Source organism: Dyella marensis (assembly GCF_049532885.1).
Classification (GTDB): domain Bacteria; phylum Pseudomonadota; class Gammaproteobacteria; order Xanthomonadales; family Rhodanobacteraceae; genus Dyella_D; species Dyella_D marensis.
This window is the reverse complement of record NZ_CP064029.1, coordinates 4,946,854-4,964,277: the sequence shown is the minus strand read 5'-3', so window position 1 is coordinate 4,964,277 and position 17,424 is coordinate 4,946,854. Positions and strand designations below refer to the sequence as shown.

Below are 17,424 nucleotides of genomic sequence, written 5' to 3'. Positions count from 1 at the left end.
CATGCGGATGTCCAACAGCAACATGCTTTCCGTGCCGCGGCCTTATCTGCTCGCGCTGTTCCTGCTCGCGCTGGCCAGCCTGCTCGTCCTGCTGCCCGAGCTGGCCCATGCCACCGATACGGCCGAGGGCGGCAGCATGCCTTACGAAACACCGCTCAAGGCGCTTACCAAGTCCATCCGCGGCCCGGTGGCGTTCGGCATATCGCTGATCGGCATCGTCGCCGCCGGCGCCGTGCTGATCTTCGGCGGAGAAATGAGCGGCTTCCTGCGCACGCTGGTGTTCCTGATCCTGGTGATCGCGATCATCGTGAACGCCGCCGGCCTCATCAAGCTGATGGGCGGCGACGGAGCGACCCTGGACGCGCAGGCATCCGGTCAACGCCCCGGCATGGCGGAACACGGACGGAGCCTGGCCTGATGGCCGTCCGCACCGTGCCGATCCGGCGCGCCGGCAATCGCGACAACCTGTTCCTCGGCGGCGATCGCGAGATGGTGATGTTCGCGGGCGTGATCGCCGTCGCCCTGGTCTTCAGCGCGCAGCAGCTCAAGGCCCTGATCGCCGGCGCCGTCATCTGGTGCCTGTCGCTGTTCGTGCTGCGCCTGATGGCCAAGTCGGACCCGAAACTGCGCCAGGTGTATCTGCGGCAGCGCCGCTATCGCCGCTACTACCCGGCGCGCAGCACGCCTTTCCGCGTCAATGGCGCGGCCGAAGAATGGCGCTACCGGTGATGCTGCCGGCATTGATGGCCGTGATCGCCGCCATGGTGCTGGTCTGCCTGGCGCTGGCGCTGCTGGTGTTCGGGCGGATCCAGGCGCTGGGCTGGGAACCGGCCCTGGCGCGGCATCGCTCGCGCCAGCAGAGCATGGCCGACCTGCTCAACTATGCGGCCGTGGTCGACGATGGCGTGATCGTCGGCAAGAACGGCGCATTCATGGCGGCCTGGCGGTATCTGGGCGACGACGTCGCCAGCAGCACCGACGAGCAGCGTGAGCTGCTGTCCATGCGCCTCAACCAGGCCATGTCGCGGCTGGGCAATGGCTGGATGATCCATGTGGATGCGGTGCGCCGCCACGCCACGGGCTATGCGCCGCCTCACGCATCGGCGTTTCCCGACCCGGTGTCCGCCGCGATCGACGAGGAGCGCCGCCGCCTGTTCCAGAGCCTTGGGGCCATGTACGAAGGCTACTTCGTGCTCACGCTCACTTACTTTCCGCCGCTGCTGGCGCAGCAGAAATTCGCCGAGCTGATGTTTGACGACGAGCGCGAAGTGAAGGGCGACGCGGAACGCACGCGCGCCGCGATCGATCACTTCGCGCGGGAGATCGCCAGCTTCGAATCGCGCCTGTCCAGCTCGCTGCGCATGACGCGGCTGCAGGCACATGCCGACGTCACCGAGGAAGGCGGCCTGGCCAACCACGACGCTTTCCTGCGCTGGCTGCATTTCTGCGTCAGCGGCCTGGATCATCCCATCGCCCTGCCCGGCAGTCCCATCTACCTGGATGCCCTGATCGGCGGGCAGGAGCTGTGGACCGGCGTGGTGCCCCGGATCGGACGCAAGTTTGTCCAGGTGGTGGCGATTGAGGGTTTTCCGCTCGAATCGTATCCCGGCATGCTCGGTGCACTGGCGGAACTCTCGTGCGAGTACCGCTGGTCCAACCGCTTCATCTTCATGGACACGCACGAGGCGCTGCGCGACCTGGAGAAGTTCCGCAAGCGGTGGCGCCAGAAAGTGCGCGGCTTCTTCGATCAGTTCTTCAATACCAGCAGCGGCGCGATCAATCAGGACGCCCTGATGATGGTGCAGGACGCCGAGGCCGCCATGGCCGAAGTCAACAGCGGGCTGGTGGCCCAGGGCTACTACACCAGCGTGGTGGTGCTGATGCATGAGGAGCGTGCGCACCTGGAGGCCAACGTGCGACAGGTGGAGAAGGCCATCCACGCCCGCGGCTTCGCGGCCCGCATCGAAACGGTCAACACCATGGAGGCGTTCCTGGGCTCGCTGCCCGGCCATGGCGTGGAGAACGTGCGGCGGCCGCTGATCAATACCCTGAACCTGGCCGACCTGCTGCCGAGCAGCACGATCTGGACCGGACAGGCCCACGCGCCCTGCCCCATGTATCCGCCGGACGCGCCCCCGCTCATGCAGTGCATGACCCAGGGCGCCACGCCGTTCCGCCTCAATCTGCATGTCGACGACCTGGGCCACACCTTCCTGTTCGGTCCGACCGGCGCGGGCAAGTCCACCCACCTGGCGATCCTTGCCGCCCAGTTGCGCCGCTACCCGGGCATGTCGCTGTACTGCTTCGACAAGGGCATGTCCATGTATCCGCTGGTCAAGGCCTGCGGCGGCCGGCATTTCGAAGTGGCCGCCGACAGCGAGGAGCTGGCGTTCTGCCCGCTGCAGTTCCTGCAGACCAGGGGCGACCGCGCCTGGGCCATGGATTGGATCGACGGCATGCTGGCGCTCGGCGGCCTGCAGACCATCCCCGCCCAGCGCAACGAGATCGCCCAAGCCGTGGCCAACCTGAGCAACAGCCGCGGCAGGACGCTGTCCGAGCTGGTGGTGACGATCCAGGACGAGCGCCTGCGCGAAGCGCTCAAGCCTTACACCGCCGACGGCGCGATGGGCTATCTGCTCGACGCGCCCGAGGACGGTCTGGCGCTGTCCGACTTCACCGTGTTCGAGCTGGAAGACCTGCTCCATCTCAGCGAGAAATACGTGCTGCCGGTGCTGCTGTATCTGTTCCGGCGCATCGAGAAGTCGCTGCGCGGGCAGCCGGCGGCGATCATCCTGGACGAGGCCTGGCTGATGCTCGGCCACCCGGTCTTCCGCGCCAAGATCCGCGAATGGCTCAAGGTGCTGCGCAAGGCCAACTGCCTGGTGCTGATGGCCACGCAGAGCCTGTCGGACGCGGTGGAGTCCGGCATCCTCGACGTGATCGTCGAATCGACCGCCACCAAGATCTTCCTGCCCAACAGTTTCGCGCGCGAGGAAGACGCCGCCGCGCTGTACCGGCGCATGGGCCTCAACCGGCGCCAGATCGAGATCCTCGCCACCGCGGTGCAGAAGCGCCACTACTACTACACCTCCGACCAGGGACGGCGTCTCTACGACCTGGCGCTGGGGCCGCTGGCGCTGGCTTTCGTCGGCAGCTCGGACAAGTCGTCCATCGCCGCGATCAAGAAGCTGGAAGCACGCCACGGCGACGGCTGGGTGGACGAATGGCTGCGCGCCAAGGGCTTGCGGCTGGAAGACTATGGAGTGTCCGCATGAGTATCTTCAAACGACGCCCGCCAGCGGCCAGCGCCGCGAACATGGCGCCCAATCCCTATCTCGACGCACGCCGCCGCTGGAACTCCCGCGAAGGCAGCCTGATCGCCGCGCGGCTGATCTGGCAGATCGCCGGCATCGTCTCGCTGCTGATCGCATTGGCCAGCGTGGCCGGCCTCATCTACCTGGGCAGCCAGCCGAAGTTCGTGCCTTATGTGGTGGAAGTGGACCAGCTCGGCCAGGCCCGGGCCGCCACCGCGCTGGCCCGCGCCGCACCGGTGGACCAGCGCATGGTGAAGGCGGCGGTGATCGCCTTCGTTGCCAACGCGCGCCTGGTCACGCCGGACATCGCGCTGCAGCGCAAGGCCATCTTCGACGTCTACGCCATGCTGGCCAGCCAGACGCCGGCGTCGAACAAGATGACCGCCTTTCTCAACAGCACGCCGGAACTCAATCCGTTCAAGCGCGCCGAAGCGCAGACGGTCAACAGCGAAATCACCTCGGCGATCCCGCTAACGCCCCATTCGTGGCAGGTCGACTGGAAGGAGATCGTGCGCAACCGCAGGACCGGCGCGATCGTCGACCAGCCCTACCGCATGCGGGCTGTGCTGACGCTCAAATTCCTGCCGGACCTGTCCGGACAAAGCGAGGCGCAGATGCTCGCCAATCCGCTGGGCATCTACGTCTCCGACTACGCGTGGTCGAAACAGAACTGATGAGCAATTTCCCGATGAAGTCATTTGCGCTTGCCATGGCCATGGGCCTGGTCGCACCCATGGGAATGGCGCAATCCGACACCGAACTGGCGGAGCCGTTCTTCAACAAGGCCAATCCGGTGCTGACGCCGCAGGAAAAAACCGGACTGGCCATCGCCAAGGCCTGGATGGACCGGTCCGGCCAGTCGGTCAGGCCGGCGCCCGGCGCGGATGGCGCGGTCCGCTTCGTATACGGCAGTTCGCAGCCGGGCATCGTATGCGCGGTGCTGCAGGTATGCGACGTGGAGCTGCAGCCGGGCGAACAGGTCAGCTCGGTCAACCTGGGCGATGCGGTGCGCTGGCTGGTCGAGCCGGCGGTCAGCGGCACCGGCCAGGGCGCCGTGCAGCACTTGATCATCAAGCCGTTGGACGTCGGCCTGGAAACCTCGCTGGTGGTGACCACGTCGCTGCGCACGTATCACTTGCGCCTGCGTTCGCATCGCACCGACTACATGCCGAAGGTCGCTTTCAGCTATCCGGAAGAAGCCGCGACCAAGTGGGCGGCGCTGAAGCAGGCGGAGGCGGTGCAGCGCAAGGCCGACACCTTGCCGGCCACCGGCGAATACCTGGGACAGCTCGACTTCGGCTACCGCGTGAGCGGCAAGGCCGCATGGAAGCCGGTGCGTGTCTACAACGATGGCGTGAAGACCATCATCGAGATGCCCAAGGCCATGGCCGAGACCGAGGCGCCGACCTTGCTGGCGGTGCGCGACAGCGGCACGCCGTTCAAGCAGGACGAACAGGTGATGGTGAACTACCGGCTGCAGGGCAGCCGCTTCATCGTCGATACGCTGTTCGAGAAGGCCGTGCTCATCGCCGGCGTGGGCGCCGGCCAGCAGAAGATCGTGATCCAGCGGGTGAGGCCGTGAGCGTGCTTGCCCGCCTGACGATGGCAGCCATCGTCGCCTGCGGCTTGCCCGGCTGCGCCGCGCCGCCGGCGCCGCGCGCGGCACCGGCGGTGGCCACGCCGGCGCGTGTCGCTCCGCTGGACATGCTGGGCGGACCCCGCGGCGAAGATTTCGTGCCGGGCGGCGCGACACGCAAGGAGATCGTGCGGATCTTCGCGCAGCGCCATCCGCCGGCGCAGACGCGGCTCACTGTCCGCGATACGAACAGGGACAGCCTGGGCCAGGCCTTGCTGGTCGCGCTGCGCGAGCGTGGCTACGCCATCGAGGAAATCCCGCCAGGCTCTAGGCCAGCCGCCGGTGGATTGCCGCTGCACTACCGTTTCGCGCCCATCGGAGGCGAGTCCGGGCGCTATGTGCTGTCCATTGCGCTGGGGCCGACCCTGCTGAGCCGGATCTATGCGCGCGGCGCGGACGGCCACGCGATCGCGCCGGATGGCGCGTGGTCGCTGCGGGAGTAAGGCGCCATGGAAAGCCCGACGCATGCTCCCGATCCGTTCGACGCTCCTCTCCGCGCCGAACCGGTGTCTTCCGGCGTAAGGCGCGTCAACAACGTACCTTTGCTGATCGTCGGCGTCGTGCTCGCGGTCTTCGTGCTGATCGCGTCGATGGTCGCCTACGACCGCGCCGACGAGGTGAGCGAGAAAGCCGCCGAGAGCGCCACGGTGGACGAGGGCCTGGCCGACCAGGTGCTGAGCGCCAGTGGCGGGCGTACCGGCGGCGTCGTGGGTGCACCGGACGCTTCCGCATCGCTGTCCCTGCCGCTGGCGCCGGTCGGCGAGCCGGACCTGCCGCCCTTGCCGCCGTCGCCGCAGCCATCGCCGCCGCCGGAGCAGGACTCGCTGGAGGCCAGGTTCCGCTCCAGCCGGCTCGTGCTGCTGCAGAACGCGATCGTTGCGAAGAGCTCGGCGGCGGCGCGTTTCGCCGAGGCCGCGACCGGCGACCGCAGCGATGCGGCTCCGGCGCCGCAGGGCACACGCATGCCGGCCGCCGCCGGCGCGGATGCGCCGCTGCCGCCAGCGCTGCCGCAGGCGGACCAAAGCGCACGCAACGATGCCGACGGCCCCGGCGAAGCCGGGCCCAGGACGCCGCCGACGTACGGACGGTTCGATCGCCGCGGCGAAGGCGACCGCTGGCAGCTGGATTCGCGCGTGGAAGCGCCGCGTACACCGTTCGAACTGCGCGCGGGCGCGGTGATTCCCGCGATCCTGCTGTCCGGCATCAATGCCGAGTTGCCGGGCCAGATCATCGCCCAGGTCAGCCAGGACGTGTACGACACGCCGACGGGCAGGCATCGCCTGATCCCGCAGGGCACGCGGCTGATCGGTACCTACGACGCGGACGTCGGCTACGGCCAGCGGCGCGTGCTCGTCGCGTGGCAGCGCCTGGTATTTCCGGACGGCAAGGCGCTGGACATCGGCTCCATGCCGGGCACCGACGCGGGCGGCTACGCCGGTTTCAAGGACAAGGTCGACAACCACTACCTGCGCGTATTCGGCAGCGCCTTGCTGATGTCCGGCGTGATCGCCGGCGTCAGCAGTTCGCAAAGCGACCCGCGCGAGGATCCCTTCGGTACGTCCACGAACACGGTGCTGCTGCAGGCGGTTGCTCAGCAGCTGGGGCGTGTTGCTGCCGAAATGATCCAGAGAAATCTGAATATTGCTCCCACATTGCAGATACGGCCGGGCTTTCGATTTAACGTGATGGCCATAAAGGATCTGGCCTTCGACAAGCCCTATCGGCCATTCGACTACTGATATTTCCGAGCTGCGCTCACGCAAAGGCGAACACGACCGGCGCCATCGCGCACTCCGGTCAACACGGCGGAACGACACCATGCACAAGCCATCGAAGCGGAAACACGTCCTCATCCTGACCATGCTGGCCGGCCTCCTGGCCTGCGGCAGCGCGCAGGCGACCTGGTGCCTGATCTTTCCCTGGCTCTGCCCGCCACCGCCGCCGCCGGCGGAGAAGTGCGACAAGTGCGCGCTGCTGAAAGATATCCGCAACTTGAACAGAAGCTCGAACAACAATACGAAATCCATCAGCAACCACACGCAGAACATCAGCAGCCACACACAGAACATCAGCAACATCGAGAACAAGAACTACAACACCACCAACGAATACAAGAAGTGGGTCACCCATAACTATTACGGCAATCAGTGTCCTCCCGGCACCACGCCGGACGAATGCACCGGCATCCTGAGCAGGAAGGTCGATGAGGATTTCGCGAAACTGATCGGCGACGAATCGCTCGATGGCTACATGGGCAACTACCGGAGCGCCGCGGACTATGAAGGCAGGATCGCCGACGGCGACAGCCTCAAGGACATAGGCATGCGCGCCTCGGCCAACCAGAAGCTGGCCAACGATGCACTGGCGCGCACGCTCGGCACGCAGCGCGATGCGCTCAAGCAGCAGGCCGCCGGCGTCATCAAGCTGATCGAACGTGGCATCCGCGCCGAGGGTCATGGCAACCAGCTGCAGACGGCCAACGCCCTGGCGGGTGCGCAGGCCATCCAGCTGCAGGAAATGCGCAGCCTGATGCTGGCTTCGGAGAACGCCCGCGCCGCGCAGGCCCAGGCCGAGGCGGACCGGGAAGCCCGTGAGCTGGCCGCTTCGCGCAGCCTGCGCCGGGGCCTGCGCGATTCGGCCCGATCGCAGCGCAAGAGCGGCATGGCCAACGAACAGTACTGAACGCCACGGTCCCCCCATCCGCCGGATCGCCGAACCTCGGGACGCATGCGTGCGAAGCGCGGCGTCCATCGCAGGAGCCCCACCATGTGTGCTTTCTCGTGCAGGCCATGAGCTTTTCCAGATTCGCGGGGCTGGCACTTCCATGGCTGGCCGCCGTGCTGCTCTGTCTCCTCGCGTCGGATGCGCCGGCAGCGCCGCGGCATGGCGAACTGGTCTCCAGCCTCGGCGAGCTGTTTCCCCGGCAGGCGGCGCCCGGCGCCATCCTCGCAGCGGCAAGGCGCCTGTTCTGGACCTTGGCAAGCATGAGCCTGGTCTGGAGTTTCGGCGTACTGCTGCTGCGGCGCGCCGACATCGGCGAAGTGCTGCTTGAGCTGTTCCGCTTCATGGTGTTCACCGGGCTCTTCTACTGGCTGTTGAGCGGGGCGAGCACCGCCGATGGTTTTATCTATGCCGTCTTCGACTCGTTCAAGCTGATGAGCGGAGTGAACGACGCCGCCACGCGCGGCGACAACATCGTCCAGCTCGGGCTGGACATCTTCTACAAGGTGCTCGAGCAATCGCAGAACTGGAAGGAAGCCGACATGCTGGTGGCCGCGGGACTTTCCGTCGCCATCGTCGTGGCGCTCACCTTGCTGGCCGCGCAGATCGCGCTGATCGTGGTGATGGCCTGGATGCTCGCCTACGGCGGCATCTTCCTGCTGGGCATGGGCGGTGCGCGCTGGACTTCGCCGATCGCGATCGGGTTCTACAAGCACGTGCTGGCGCTGGGCATGGCGCTGCTGGTGCTGGCGCTGCTGCTCAAGGTCGGGCAAGGGTTTCTGCAGGCGCAGGCATCGCGGGTTCTGGTCGACGGCAGCAACGCCAAGGGGCTGGACTATGTTTCGCTCGCCGATATGTTCGTGGTGGCCTTGCTGCTGTCGGTGCTCGGCATCAAGCTGCCGGGTCTCGTCTATACGGTGGTGACGGGTTCGCGGCTGGGGCTGCTGGCCGGCACCGCCGGCATGGCCGGCTCGGTGCTCGCGACGGGGGGCGGCCAGCTGTACGCGACGGCCTATTCGGCGCTATATCCTCCGGCTGCCGGGCCGCGCGGCTATCACGGTGCAGGCGCAGGTCCGGATGGTTCGCCGGGCGGTGGCGGAGCGATGCAGGCCATTTACCGCGCGGCGGGCCGCGCGCCGGTGGAAGAGGCGATCTTCGAGCCGTTCGGACGCCGGTCCCCGGCCGGCGCGGTGTTCTCCCAACGCGCTGCGCAAGCTGCGCCAAGCCATGCGCAGCCGTCGGCGATGCCTGCGGCAGCACCGCACACGGACCTGCATCGCGGGCCGTCCCCGGCATCCGTATCCGAACCCGCGGCGGGTTTCACCGCAGGCCATGCATCCGGGCAGGAATCCTTGTTCGCTGTATCGGAAAACAGACTGCAGGTGCAGCGGCAAGCATCCGTTGCGCCGGCATCGCCTTCGCAGGAGGCGGCCGGAGCCGGCGAGACACGGGACATGTTCGCGCCTCATCGCCAAGCCGGCGCGATCAGGCCGGCGCAGGCGACGGAGCCATCGAGACCAGACCATCGGGAGCTGCTCTCCATGCATGCTCCGCGCGCCGCCGCACCGCATGCGCGGGTGGACCGGGCGTCGATACCGGACATGCCGGTACAACACGCACCCGATCCGTCCGCCATGCCGACGCCCGGCAGCCAGCACTTTGCCGCAGGCCGTCGTTCCGGCGATGCCGCGCCGGAGGGAGCAGCCTTGGCCCACCGGCCCGGTTCGACGGCATCGCGCGATCACTCCGCGTTGGCGGCAGCAAACGCCGCCATGGAAACGATGGCACCGGAACAGCTGACACCGATCGGCACCGGCATGTCGGATGCATCGTCGCCGCATCGTCACCTAACCGGCGCCGAACAGATTCACTCCATCGATGCGCCGGCGCCCGACCCATCGATGCCGCCCGCCGCTGGCGCGCCACCCTTGCACGGCCCGCCCGCTCCGGCAGAACAAGTCCATACCATCGCTGCGCCGATGCCCAAGCCCTCGGCGCAACAGGCCGGGTCCTCGACGCAGCGGGCCGGTCTGCCGGAAGCGACGGCGTTGCATCGCATGCCTGCGGCGGAGGAACCCCTCCATGCTGCGGACGCGCTCCTGCCGGGACAACCGACCCAGGAAACGGCCGGCATGCCCGCTGCGCCGTCCCAGCACACCTCATCCATCGTGCAAGAACGGCATCGAGCCGCGGATGTAGGCGTGCCGGGCGGAGCGAGCTCGAAGGCCCCTGTCGCGCCCGGCAGCGCATCACCACCGCAAGGCCAGTTGGCGGCGGGGACCGCGCCGGTGGCGGACGCGTTTGCGACTGGCCGAGATGCATCGAACCAGCACGCACGGTCATCGACAGCGAGCGCAGGCGACGAAGGGCAGCATGCCGCCTCAGCGATGGGACGCTCCTTGCCCGACCCGCCGTCGCACGCTTCTCCGCAGGCAGCGCCGAATGTCTCCTCCGATGATGCAGCGGCGCAGCGGGAATCGGCCGCCGCGTCGCCGGCTACCGATGGATACCGCTCCGTACCGGGGCATGCCGGCGGCGCGGCACCCCCATTCGCTGGCATCTCGCCGGACTTCGAATACGCCACGCCGTCGGCAAGGCTCGACATGGAGAACGCGCCGCAGGCTGACGAATCGGCAGCCCCGATGCATGAATCCTCCACGCACAGGGCTGCGGCCATGTCGACGGAGGATCTGTCCATGGCGACGCCTGCGCCGCGCGATGCAGGCATCGGCGACCGTTCCACACCTGTCCCGGATGCCGCCGGGGAGGAGCCGGTTCCCGCCGACCCTCTCGATGGCTGGGCCTACGGCATCAAGCCCGTGCTCCCCGGCGACGAGCTGCCGAGCCATGCCAGCGACGAGGAGATAAAGGCGTTCCGCGACCGCCCCGATCGCCATGGAGACAGCGCGTGATGGCGATGCCCGCGGACTTTGCCGAGCTGCCGCCGCGGCAACACGAAATGGTGGTCTGCGCCATCAGCGCGGGGCTGGCCTACGAGGTGCCGGTCAATCTCATGCTGGCGGTGGCCGAGCAGGAAGGCGGCCGGCCCGGGCAATGGATACGCAACGCCGATGGCAGCTACGACGTAGGTGCGCTGCAGTTCAACACGACTTACCTGCGGCAGCTGGCGAGCTATGGCATCACCCCGGACAGCGTGGCGGCGCCGGGCTGCTTTGCCTATCGGCTGGCCGCGTGGCGATTGCGCGGGCATCTGCGCAAGGACGGCGGCGACTTGTGGACACGTGCGGCCAACTATCACTCGCGCACGCCCCGGCACAACGCGCGCTACCGCGAGCAGCTGATGCGCAGGGCCTGGCGTTGGAGCCAGTGGCTGCGCAGGCAGTTCCACACGCACAGCATCGACGACATCCGGCCGCCCTCGCCGCCGGCGGACCACCGCATCGGCCAGCGTGGCGAAGCCAACATGGCCGGCGTTCGAAACCATGGAGATCATCCCGCATGGCCTTGACCCGATTCCTGTTCCTCGCCGCATGCGTCGCCGCGGCCTGCCATGCCCGTGACGCAAGCGCGGCGTGCACCGTGACCTATACCCCGCCCTTCATCGTCAACCGCACGGACGGGATCGTGGTGGATGGCGATCTGCCAGTCGGCGCGGTCATCCGGGCTACGCCGGCGGACAGCGCCACCGCGAGCATCAACTGCTCGGCGCAGACCACGACCGAGGTCAGCATGGAGCTGCAGGGCGACGGGCTGGTCGACGGCACGGTGCGCGAACTGACCGTGGGCGGGCAGCGCTCCGGCGTGGGCATCCGGCTTTATGCCAAGGTCCCCGGCGATACGGGCTACACGGCATTGCCACGCAAGGCGATCAGGACATTTGCGGCCGGCGCATCCACGTGGCAGACGTTTTTCTACGCGGAGTACGTGCGCACCGGCGGACCGGTGCGATACGGCCACGCCGATACCGCCGTCAACGCCCGCCTGGGCCGGATCTGGGTGCCGGACATGACGGTCTTCGCACCCAACCGGATCATCAATCCGGTCACGATGGTGCACCTGGAACTGATCCGCCCGGCCTGTTCGATCGAAACCGGTTCGCTCAACCAGGAGGTTTCGCTGGGGAATTACACCGCGTCCGACCTGCGTGGCGGCAAGGTCACGCCCGCGTGGCAGGCGTTCAAGCTGACCATGGCGTCCTGCGCGGATCCGGCGGGCCTGCTGACCGACGTCACCTTCGGCACCGCGGCGGATGCCGACGCCAGCCATGCGGATCTGTTCGCCATGAACGCCAACGGTCCCGGCGGCTACGGCATCGCCATCGAAACCGGCGACGGCGCCGCGCGCATGCGGCCCGGCGTGTCGCGCGGATTCGCCGCGATCGGCACGGGCTCGAGCTATGCGTTCCGCGCGCGCCTGGAGCGCAGCACCGGCACCATCACGGCAGGACGCATCCAGCGGCCGATCGCCGTGCGCGTCACCTTCCGCTGAGATGGCGCCGTGCCGGTCGCGCTACGGCAGCGGACTGCGGCGTGCCGGCATCGCCTGTTTCGGCGTGCTGCTGGCGGCGCTGATCCTGCTGGAGCTGGGCTATGCCGCGGGCCTGCGCCTGAACCTCACGCGCAGCCTGCCGCCGGGCCTGTACCGGGTCGTGGACCGGCCGGTGCAGCGCGGCGCCTACGTGCGCTTCTGTCCGCCGCGCTCCGGCAGCATCGCGCTGGCCATGGAGCGCGGCTATCTGCACGAGGGCGAGGCCTGCGGCAATGGCTATCTGCCGATGCTCAAGCGCGTGGCCGCGGTGGGCGGCGCATGGATCAGCGCACAGGACGACGGCGTGCGGGTGGATGGGCGGCTGCTGCCGCTGAGCGCGCATCGCGCGGTGGATGCCGCCGGCCGGCCGATGCCCCGGCCGGTGCCGGCGCAGTTGCGGCTGGCGCCGTCCCAGCTGTGGGTGATGTCCGACACGCATCCGCTTTCCTTCGACAGCCGCTATTTCGGGCCGATCGAGCGCGCCTGGGTGATGGAAGTACTGGTCCCCGTCGCGACGTGGGGGCCGGGCGGCACGTAGTCCGGCCAGCGAAGCGGCCTGGCCATGCAAAAGGCCGGCATCCGTTCGCGGCGTTTCCTGGACAGCGGGATGGAGTGCATGCGTAGCTTCATGGTTTTTGCCTTGTTCGCGGCGGTGCTTTCCGGCTGCCATTCCTCGGACGATGCGCGCGTCGAACCGGCGGTCGCGCCGCCGATGCCGGAGATTCCCGCCGCCACGCCCGCCGGCGTCGCCGCGGATGCGGCCGCTCAACCCACCGCCGAGGACGCCCGCGACGCCGGCATGGACATGGTCGCCGCGCGCGACGTCTGCCGGCTCCCCGCCCCGGCGCTGGCCAGGTTCGCGGCGTACAGCGAATGGGTGGTCCAGGGCGATGCGCAGCGCAAGGCGATCTTCGTCGGTGCGGCGCAGGAGGCCGCGCAGCTGCATGCGTCGATGATCGGGCAGGGAAGGCAGGAGGCTTATCGGAAAGCGACCTGCGAACGTGTGCGGCGCATCCTTGCCGTGCTTGAGCGGGACGGTGCATCGGAGCGCGAAGGAAGCGCGCGATAGGACCTGCGTGCGTTGCGTCGCCTTACCCGCCGCGCGCGGCGCTTGCGCCCAGGCGCGCCGCCAGCGCACCCACGGCGGCGCGCAGGCCTTCGGGTCCGCGCACGCTGAAGTCGAACGGCTGCCGCGCCAGCTGGCGGGCGAACCAGTCCAGTCCGTCGACTTGTGCGCGCAGCAGCACGCCGGCTCCCGTCGGCTCGAACAGGCCCATGGTGCCGCCCAGCCGTTCGAGCGCGTCGTCCAGCGTGGTGTGCAGCAGCACTTCGACGCTGTGTTCGCGCGGCAGCGTGGCCAGGCTGAAGGTCAGATGCGCCACGGCGTCGAAGTCGCGCGGGCGCACGAACAGTATTTCCTGCGCGGCGGCCTCGGCGATGCGGTCGAGCCGGAACGAACGCAGTCCACCGCGCAGATGGCAATGCCCCACCGCGTACCAGAAGCCGCCGGTATGGGCCAGGCCATAGGGATCGATCTCGCGCTCGCTCTGCACGCCATTGGCCGCGCGGTAACGCATGCGCACGCGCCGGCATTGCTGCGCGGCCGCGCTCAGCGCGAACAGCGTGTCGCTGGTGCCCGCCGCCGCGGAACGCGCCAGGTCGAGCATCACCGTGTCGGCCACCGCGCGCGTGCGCGCCATCAGGCGTTCGGGCATCACGCGTTCGAGCTTGGCCTGCGCGCTGGCCACGGCCGCGGATGCTTCGGTCAGCCCCATGCTGCGCGCCGCCAGCAAACCTACCGACAAGGCCAGCGCCTCGTCGTCGGTAAACATCATTGGCGGCAGCTTGAAGCCGGCCACCAGCAGGTAGGCGCCGTGGCGGCCGCGCTCGGCGGTGATCGGGATGCCCAGTTCTTCCAGCGCGGCGATATAGCGGCGCACCGTGCGGCCATCCACGCCCAGCCGCTGCGCCAGCTCCACGCCGCTGATGCGGCGATGGGTCTGCAGCAGTTCCAGCACGGCCAGGGCGCGGGTGGCGGGGCGATACATGGCCGCAGCCTAGCGGATAAACAGGACCGTCTTCGCCCTGATTCGGCCCTAGGCTGAAGCCGTTAGCCCACGAGGTCGCCGCCATGATCCCTGCCGTGCAGCTGGGCCTGTTCTTCCTGCTGGTGCTGGGCATCGTGGCCCTGCCCGGCCTGGACATGGCCTACGTGCTGGGCAGCTCGCTGAGCGGCGGGCGCCGCGGCGGCCTGGCCGCGGTGGCGGGGATCATGGCCGGCGGCGCCTGCCATGTGCTGCTGACCGGGCTGGGCGTCGGCGCGCTGCTGCAGTGGTCGCCAGTGCTGTTCCAGGCGGTGCTGTGGATCGGCGCGGGCTACGTGGCCTGGATCGGCTACGGCATGTGGCGCAGCGAAGGCGGCGCGCTGCATACCGCCGAGGTGGCCGGCCAGTCGCGCTGGACCACCTTCCGCCGCGGCGCCGTCACCTGCCTGCTCAATCCCAAGGCCTACCTGTTCATGCTCGCGGTGTTTCCGCAGTTCATGCGCCGCGAGCAGGGGCCGCTATGGCCGCAGGCGGCGACGCTGGGCGTGGTGATCGTGCTGACCCAGCTGGCGGTGTATGGCGCGCTGGCGTGTGCGGCGGGCGGCGCGCAGCTGTGGCTGGCAGAGCGGCCGGGGTATACGCGGATGGCCTTGCGGGCGGTGGGGGCGTTGCTGATGGGCATCGCACTGCTTACCGCGGCCGAAGGCATTCGCCGCCTTCTCTGATGGCATCAACGCCTCCCGCTCGTCATTCCGGCGCAGGCCGGAATCCAGTGGCGGTGCGCTGCATTGAGCGTGGTGCTCCAAGGCGTGCTTTTTAACGTTCCCACGACAACCCAGTGTTGTCGCTACTGGATTCCGGCCTGCGCCGGAATGACGAGCGGCTTTCACTCCGCCGGCAGGCTGTAGTCGAAGGTGTAGGAGTGCGCACCCTTCGCGTCGATATGGATCGCCAGCGTCCCGCTCAGCCCTTGCAGTTCGCCGCTGCCGGAATCGGGCACCACCGTTACCGACAAGGCCGGCGCGCCGCGCGTCATGGTGGCGCTGTGCATCAGCACGAAGCTGCCCTGCCTGCCGCCCAGCGTGCCGGTGACCCGCTCCAGCGCCACGTAGGCGCCGGAGCCGGTGTTCTTGTCCATCACCGCCAGCATCTCGCCCAGGCTGCTGCCTTCGAGGTCGCCGTGGAACTGCTTGTCGATGGTCTGCCGGCCCAGCGCCGCGGCTTCGGTGCCGGGTGCGGCGGGCTGCGGTGCGAGCTTGACCTCGAAGCTGCCTTGGGCGTGCTTCATGCGATTCTCCGACAGGTGTGATGCGGCGGGCGCCATCGCCAGCACGGCGACGGCGACAAGCAAGGGAAGCCGGGGGAACATAGCGTGCTCCGTCAGTGCGTGGCCATTGCAACAGGAAGCCCTTCCCGATGATTGGAAAAACGCGACAGCCATGAGCGCCAAGGCTCCCGAACCGCGCGGCGTGCTGCACCCGCGCCTGCCGCAGGGCGAGTTCCGCCACGAGCGCCGCCTGCCCGGCGCCGCGCTGGCGGGGCTGGTCGAGCATTACTGGTTCGTCGCCTGGGACCTGCGCGGCCTGCCGCCGCAGACGCAGGAAACCCTGCCGCATCCGAGCGTGCATCTGGTGGAGGGGCGCATCCATGGCGTGCACCAGGGGCGCTTCGTGCGCGTGCTGGAAGGCCGGGGGCAGGTGTTCGGCATCAAGTTCCGGCCGGGCGGCTTTCGTCCGTTCTACGCAGCGGAGGTGGCGAAGCTGATGGACGCGTCGATGGCCGCCGGCGATCTGTTCGGCGCCGACGCCGACAGCTACGAAGCCGCGATAGCCGCCGCGCCTGAAGTCGACGACATGGCCGCTGCCGCCGAACGGATGTTGATGGCACATCTGCCCGCGCCCGACGCCACCGTCGACCGCGTGGCCGCCCTGGTCGCCGACATCGCCGCCGACCGCTCCATCACCACGGTCGAGCAACTGTGCGAACGCAGCGCACTCAACGCACGCGCCCTGCAACGCCTGTTCAAGAACTACGTCGGCATCGGCCCGAAATGGACGATCAACCGCTACCGCCTGCACGAGGCGATCGCCCAGCTGCAGCAAGGCCAGTCCGCGGACTGGATCGAGCTGGCCCTGTCGCTGGGCTACTTCGACCAGGCGCATTTCATCCGCGACTTCCGCGCCCTGGTCGGTTGCACGCCCGCGCAGTACGCGCGGCGCCTTCAGTCCACCGGATAAGGCATCTCGCCGAAGCTGGTGGCGTGATAGCCCTTGGCGCCCACCGCCACGGCCAGCGGACTGCGGAAATCCCGGTCCGCCGCCAGGCAGTTCAGCACGTGGGCGAAGTGATGCCGCGGCTGCCAGCCCAGCTCATGCCGCGCCAGCGCGTTGACGTAGACGCGATCCACGCGCGGAAACATGCGCCAGCCGCGCGCGCCGTACAAGGCCTCGAACGAAGGAAACAGCCGCCGCAGCACGGCCGGCGCATCGCGGTGCAGCAGCGCCAGGTCTTCCGGCGCGAACGGCGTGGTGGCGCAGAGGATATAGCGGCCGAAGCCCAGCGCCGGCGCACGCTCCACCGCCAGCAGATGCGCCTTCGCCACGTCTTCGATATCCGCGCGGCGGTACAGCAGCTCGTTGGCCTGCGCATTGGCCAGCGTGTAGGCGGCGCGCTTGCCCGCATCGTCGTCCGCTTCGGGAAAGAAGCGCGACGTGCGCAGCACCACCACGGGCAGGCCATGGCGCCGGTGATACAGCTCGCACAACTGCTCGGCCGCGAGCTTGGTGGTGCCGTAGATATTCTTCGGCACCGGCGCCACGTTCTCGGTGATCCAGGCCGCCGGCGCATCCGCGGCCGGCGTCAGCGCCGCGCCGAACACGCTGGTGGTGCTGGTGAAGACGAAGGCGCGCACGCCGGCCGCCAGTGCTTCGTCCAGCAGGGCCAGGGTGCCGCTGATATTGGTGTCGACGAAATCCTGCGCCGGATGCGTCGCCACATGCGGCTTGTGCAAGGTGGCGGTGTGGATCACCGCGCTGATGCCGCGCATCGCCGCGCGCACGAAGGCGCGGTCGGCGATATCGCCGGTGTGCCGCGTGAATGGCGAGGGTTTCAGGTCGATGCCGACGGCCTCGCGCGAGGCGGCTTGCAGGCTGCGCATCAGCGCTTCGCCGAGATGGCCGGCGCTGCCGGTCACCAGGATGGTCATGGCTTGCTCCCGTGC

Annotated in this window: 18 protein-coding genes; 15 read left to right on the top strand and 3 right to left on the bottom strand. The window is 68.5% G+C overall.

What is annotated here, in order from left to right:
• Position 1: 1 nt before the first annotated feature.
• The 13 genes from ISN75_RS21845 (at position 2) to ISN75_RS21785 (ending at position 13,228) form a co-directional block, all read left to right on the top strand.
• A complete protein-coding gene (locus ISN75_RS21845; RefSeq protein ID WP_343818290.1) occupies positions 2-418 on the top strand; it encodes a TrbC/VirB2 family protein in 417 nt (138 codons plus the stop codon).
• Positions 418-729, top strand: a complete 312-nt coding sequence (gene trbD / locus ISN75_RS21840; RefSeq protein ID WP_343818288.1) for a conjugal transfer protein TrbD — start codon at positions 418-420, stop codon at positions 727-729. Before ISN75_RS21845 ends, trbD begins: the two co-directional genes overlap by 1 nt.
• A gap of 14 nt (positions 730-743) precedes the next feature.
• Positions 744-3,275 carry a VirB4 family type IV secretion/conjugal transfer ATPase gene (locus tag ISN75_RS21835; protein WP_423385180.1) on the top strand — a complete coding sequence of 844 codons (2,532 nt, stop codon included), beginning with the start codon at positions 744-746 and terminating at the stop codon, positions 3,273-3,275.
• On the top strand, positions 3,272-3,988 hold the full coding sequence (locus ISN75_RS21830) for a VirB8/TrbF family protein (protein WP_343818286.1): 717 nt from the start codon (positions 3,272-3,274) through the stop codon (positions 3,986-3,988). Before ISN75_RS21835 ends, ISN75_RS21830 begins: the two co-directional genes overlap by 4 nt.
• A gap of 14 nt (positions 3,989-4,002) precedes the next feature.
• Positions 4,003-4,896: a P-type conjugative transfer protein TrbG gene (trbG, locus tag ISN75_RS21825; RefSeq protein WP_423385107.1), complete on the top strand. Its 894-nt coding sequence runs from the start codon at positions 4,003-4,005 to the stop codon at positions 4,894-4,896.
• On the top strand, positions 4,893-5,393 hold the full coding sequence (locus ISN75_RS21820; RefSeq protein WP_343818284.1) for a hypothetical protein: 501 nt from the start codon (positions 4,893-4,895) through the stop codon (positions 5,391-5,393). The genes trbG and ISN75_RS21820 overlap by 4 nt, the downstream gene beginning before the upstream one ends.
• 6 nt (positions 5,394-5,399) lie before the next feature.
• Positions 5,400-6,689, top strand: a complete 1,290-nt coding sequence (locus ISN75_RS21815; RefSeq protein WP_343818282.1) for a TrbI/VirB10 family protein — start codon at positions 5,400-5,402, stop codon at positions 6,687-6,689.
• Between the two features lie 79 nt (positions 6,690-6,768).
• Positions 6,769-7,632, top strand: a complete 864-nt coding sequence (locus tag ISN75_RS21810) for a hypothetical protein (RefSeq protein ID WP_343818281.1) — start codon at positions 6,769-6,771, stop codon at positions 7,630-7,632.
• Positions 7,633-7,739: 107 nt separating this feature from the next.
• The gene (trbL, locus tag ISN75_RS21805; RefSeq protein WP_343818280.1) at positions 7,740-10,583 is read left to right on the top strand and encodes a P-type conjugative transfer protein TrbL; all 2,844 of its coding nucleotides are present in this window, start codon (positions 7,740-7,742) and stop codon (positions 10,581-10,583) included.
• Entirely contained in the window at positions 10,583-11,140 is a 558-nt protein-coding gene (locus ISN75_RS21800) for a conjugal transfer protein TrbN (RefSeq protein WP_423385179.1), read from the top strand. The genes trbL and ISN75_RS21800 overlap by 1 nt, the downstream gene beginning before the upstream one ends.
• A complete protein-coding gene (locus ISN75_RS21795; protein WP_343818278.1) occupies positions 11,137-12,120 on the top strand; it encodes a fimbrial protein in 984 nt (327 codons plus the stop codon). Before ISN75_RS21800 ends, ISN75_RS21795 begins: the two co-directional genes overlap by 4 nt.
• 1 nt (position 12,121) lies before the next feature.
• Positions 12,122-12,697 (top strand): conjugative transfer signal peptidase TraF, encoded by a 576-nt coding sequence (gene traF / locus ISN75_RS21790; protein WP_343818276.1) that lies wholly within the window; start codon positions 12,122-12,124, stop codon positions 12,695-12,697.
• Between the two features lie 24 nt (positions 12,698-12,721).
• On the top strand, positions 12,722-13,228 hold the full coding sequence (locus ISN75_RS21785; RefSeq protein WP_343818274.1) for a hypothetical protein: 507 nt from the start codon (positions 12,722-12,724) through the stop codon (positions 13,226-13,228).
• A 22-nt stretch (positions 13,229-13,250) separates the two neighbouring features.
• Here the strand turns inward: ISN75_RS21785 and ISN75_RS21780 are convergent, their stop codons facing one another.
• The gene (locus tag ISN75_RS21780; RefSeq protein ID WP_343818272.1) at positions 13,251-14,207 is read right to left on the bottom strand and encodes a YafY family protein; all 957 of its coding nucleotides are present in this window, start codon (positions 14,205-14,207) and stop codon (positions 13,251-13,253) included.
• 83 nt (positions 14,208-14,290) lie between these two features.
• Here ISN75_RS21780 and ISN75_RS21775 point away from each other — a divergent pair, with 83 nt between their 5' ends.
• Positions 14,291-14,929, top strand: coding sequence for a LysE family translocator (locus ISN75_RS21775; RefSeq protein ID WP_168649382.1), 639 nt, complete (start codon positions 14,291-14,293; stop codon positions 14,927-14,929).
• Positions 14,930-15,090: 161 nt separating this feature from the next.
• Here ISN75_RS21775 and ISN75_RS21770 read toward each other — a convergent pair whose 3' ends face one another.
• Entirely contained in the window at positions 15,091-15,492 is a 402-nt protein-coding gene (locus ISN75_RS21770) for a DUF3224 domain-containing protein (RefSeq protein ID WP_167252972.1), read from the bottom strand.
• A gap of 151 nt (positions 15,493-15,643) precedes the next feature.
• Between ISN75_RS21770 and ISN75_RS21765 the strand changes: the two genes are divergently transcribed.
• A complete protein-coding gene (locus tag ISN75_RS21765) occupies positions 15,644-16,441 on the top strand; it encodes a helix-turn-helix domain-containing protein (protein WP_168649381.1) in 798 nt (265 codons plus the stop codon).
• On the opposite strand, the gene ISN75_RS21760 is transcribed toward ISN75_RS21765, so the two are convergent.
• Positions 16,426-17,409: an NAD-dependent epimerase/dehydratase family protein gene (locus ISN75_RS21760; protein WP_168649380.1), complete on the bottom strand. Its 984-nt coding sequence runs from the start codon at positions 17,407-17,409 to the stop codon at positions 16,426-16,428. The two genes, ISN75_RS21765 and ISN75_RS21760, sit on opposite strands and share 16 nt — an antisense overlap.
• Between the last annotated feature and the right edge of the window lie 15 nt (positions 17,410-17,424).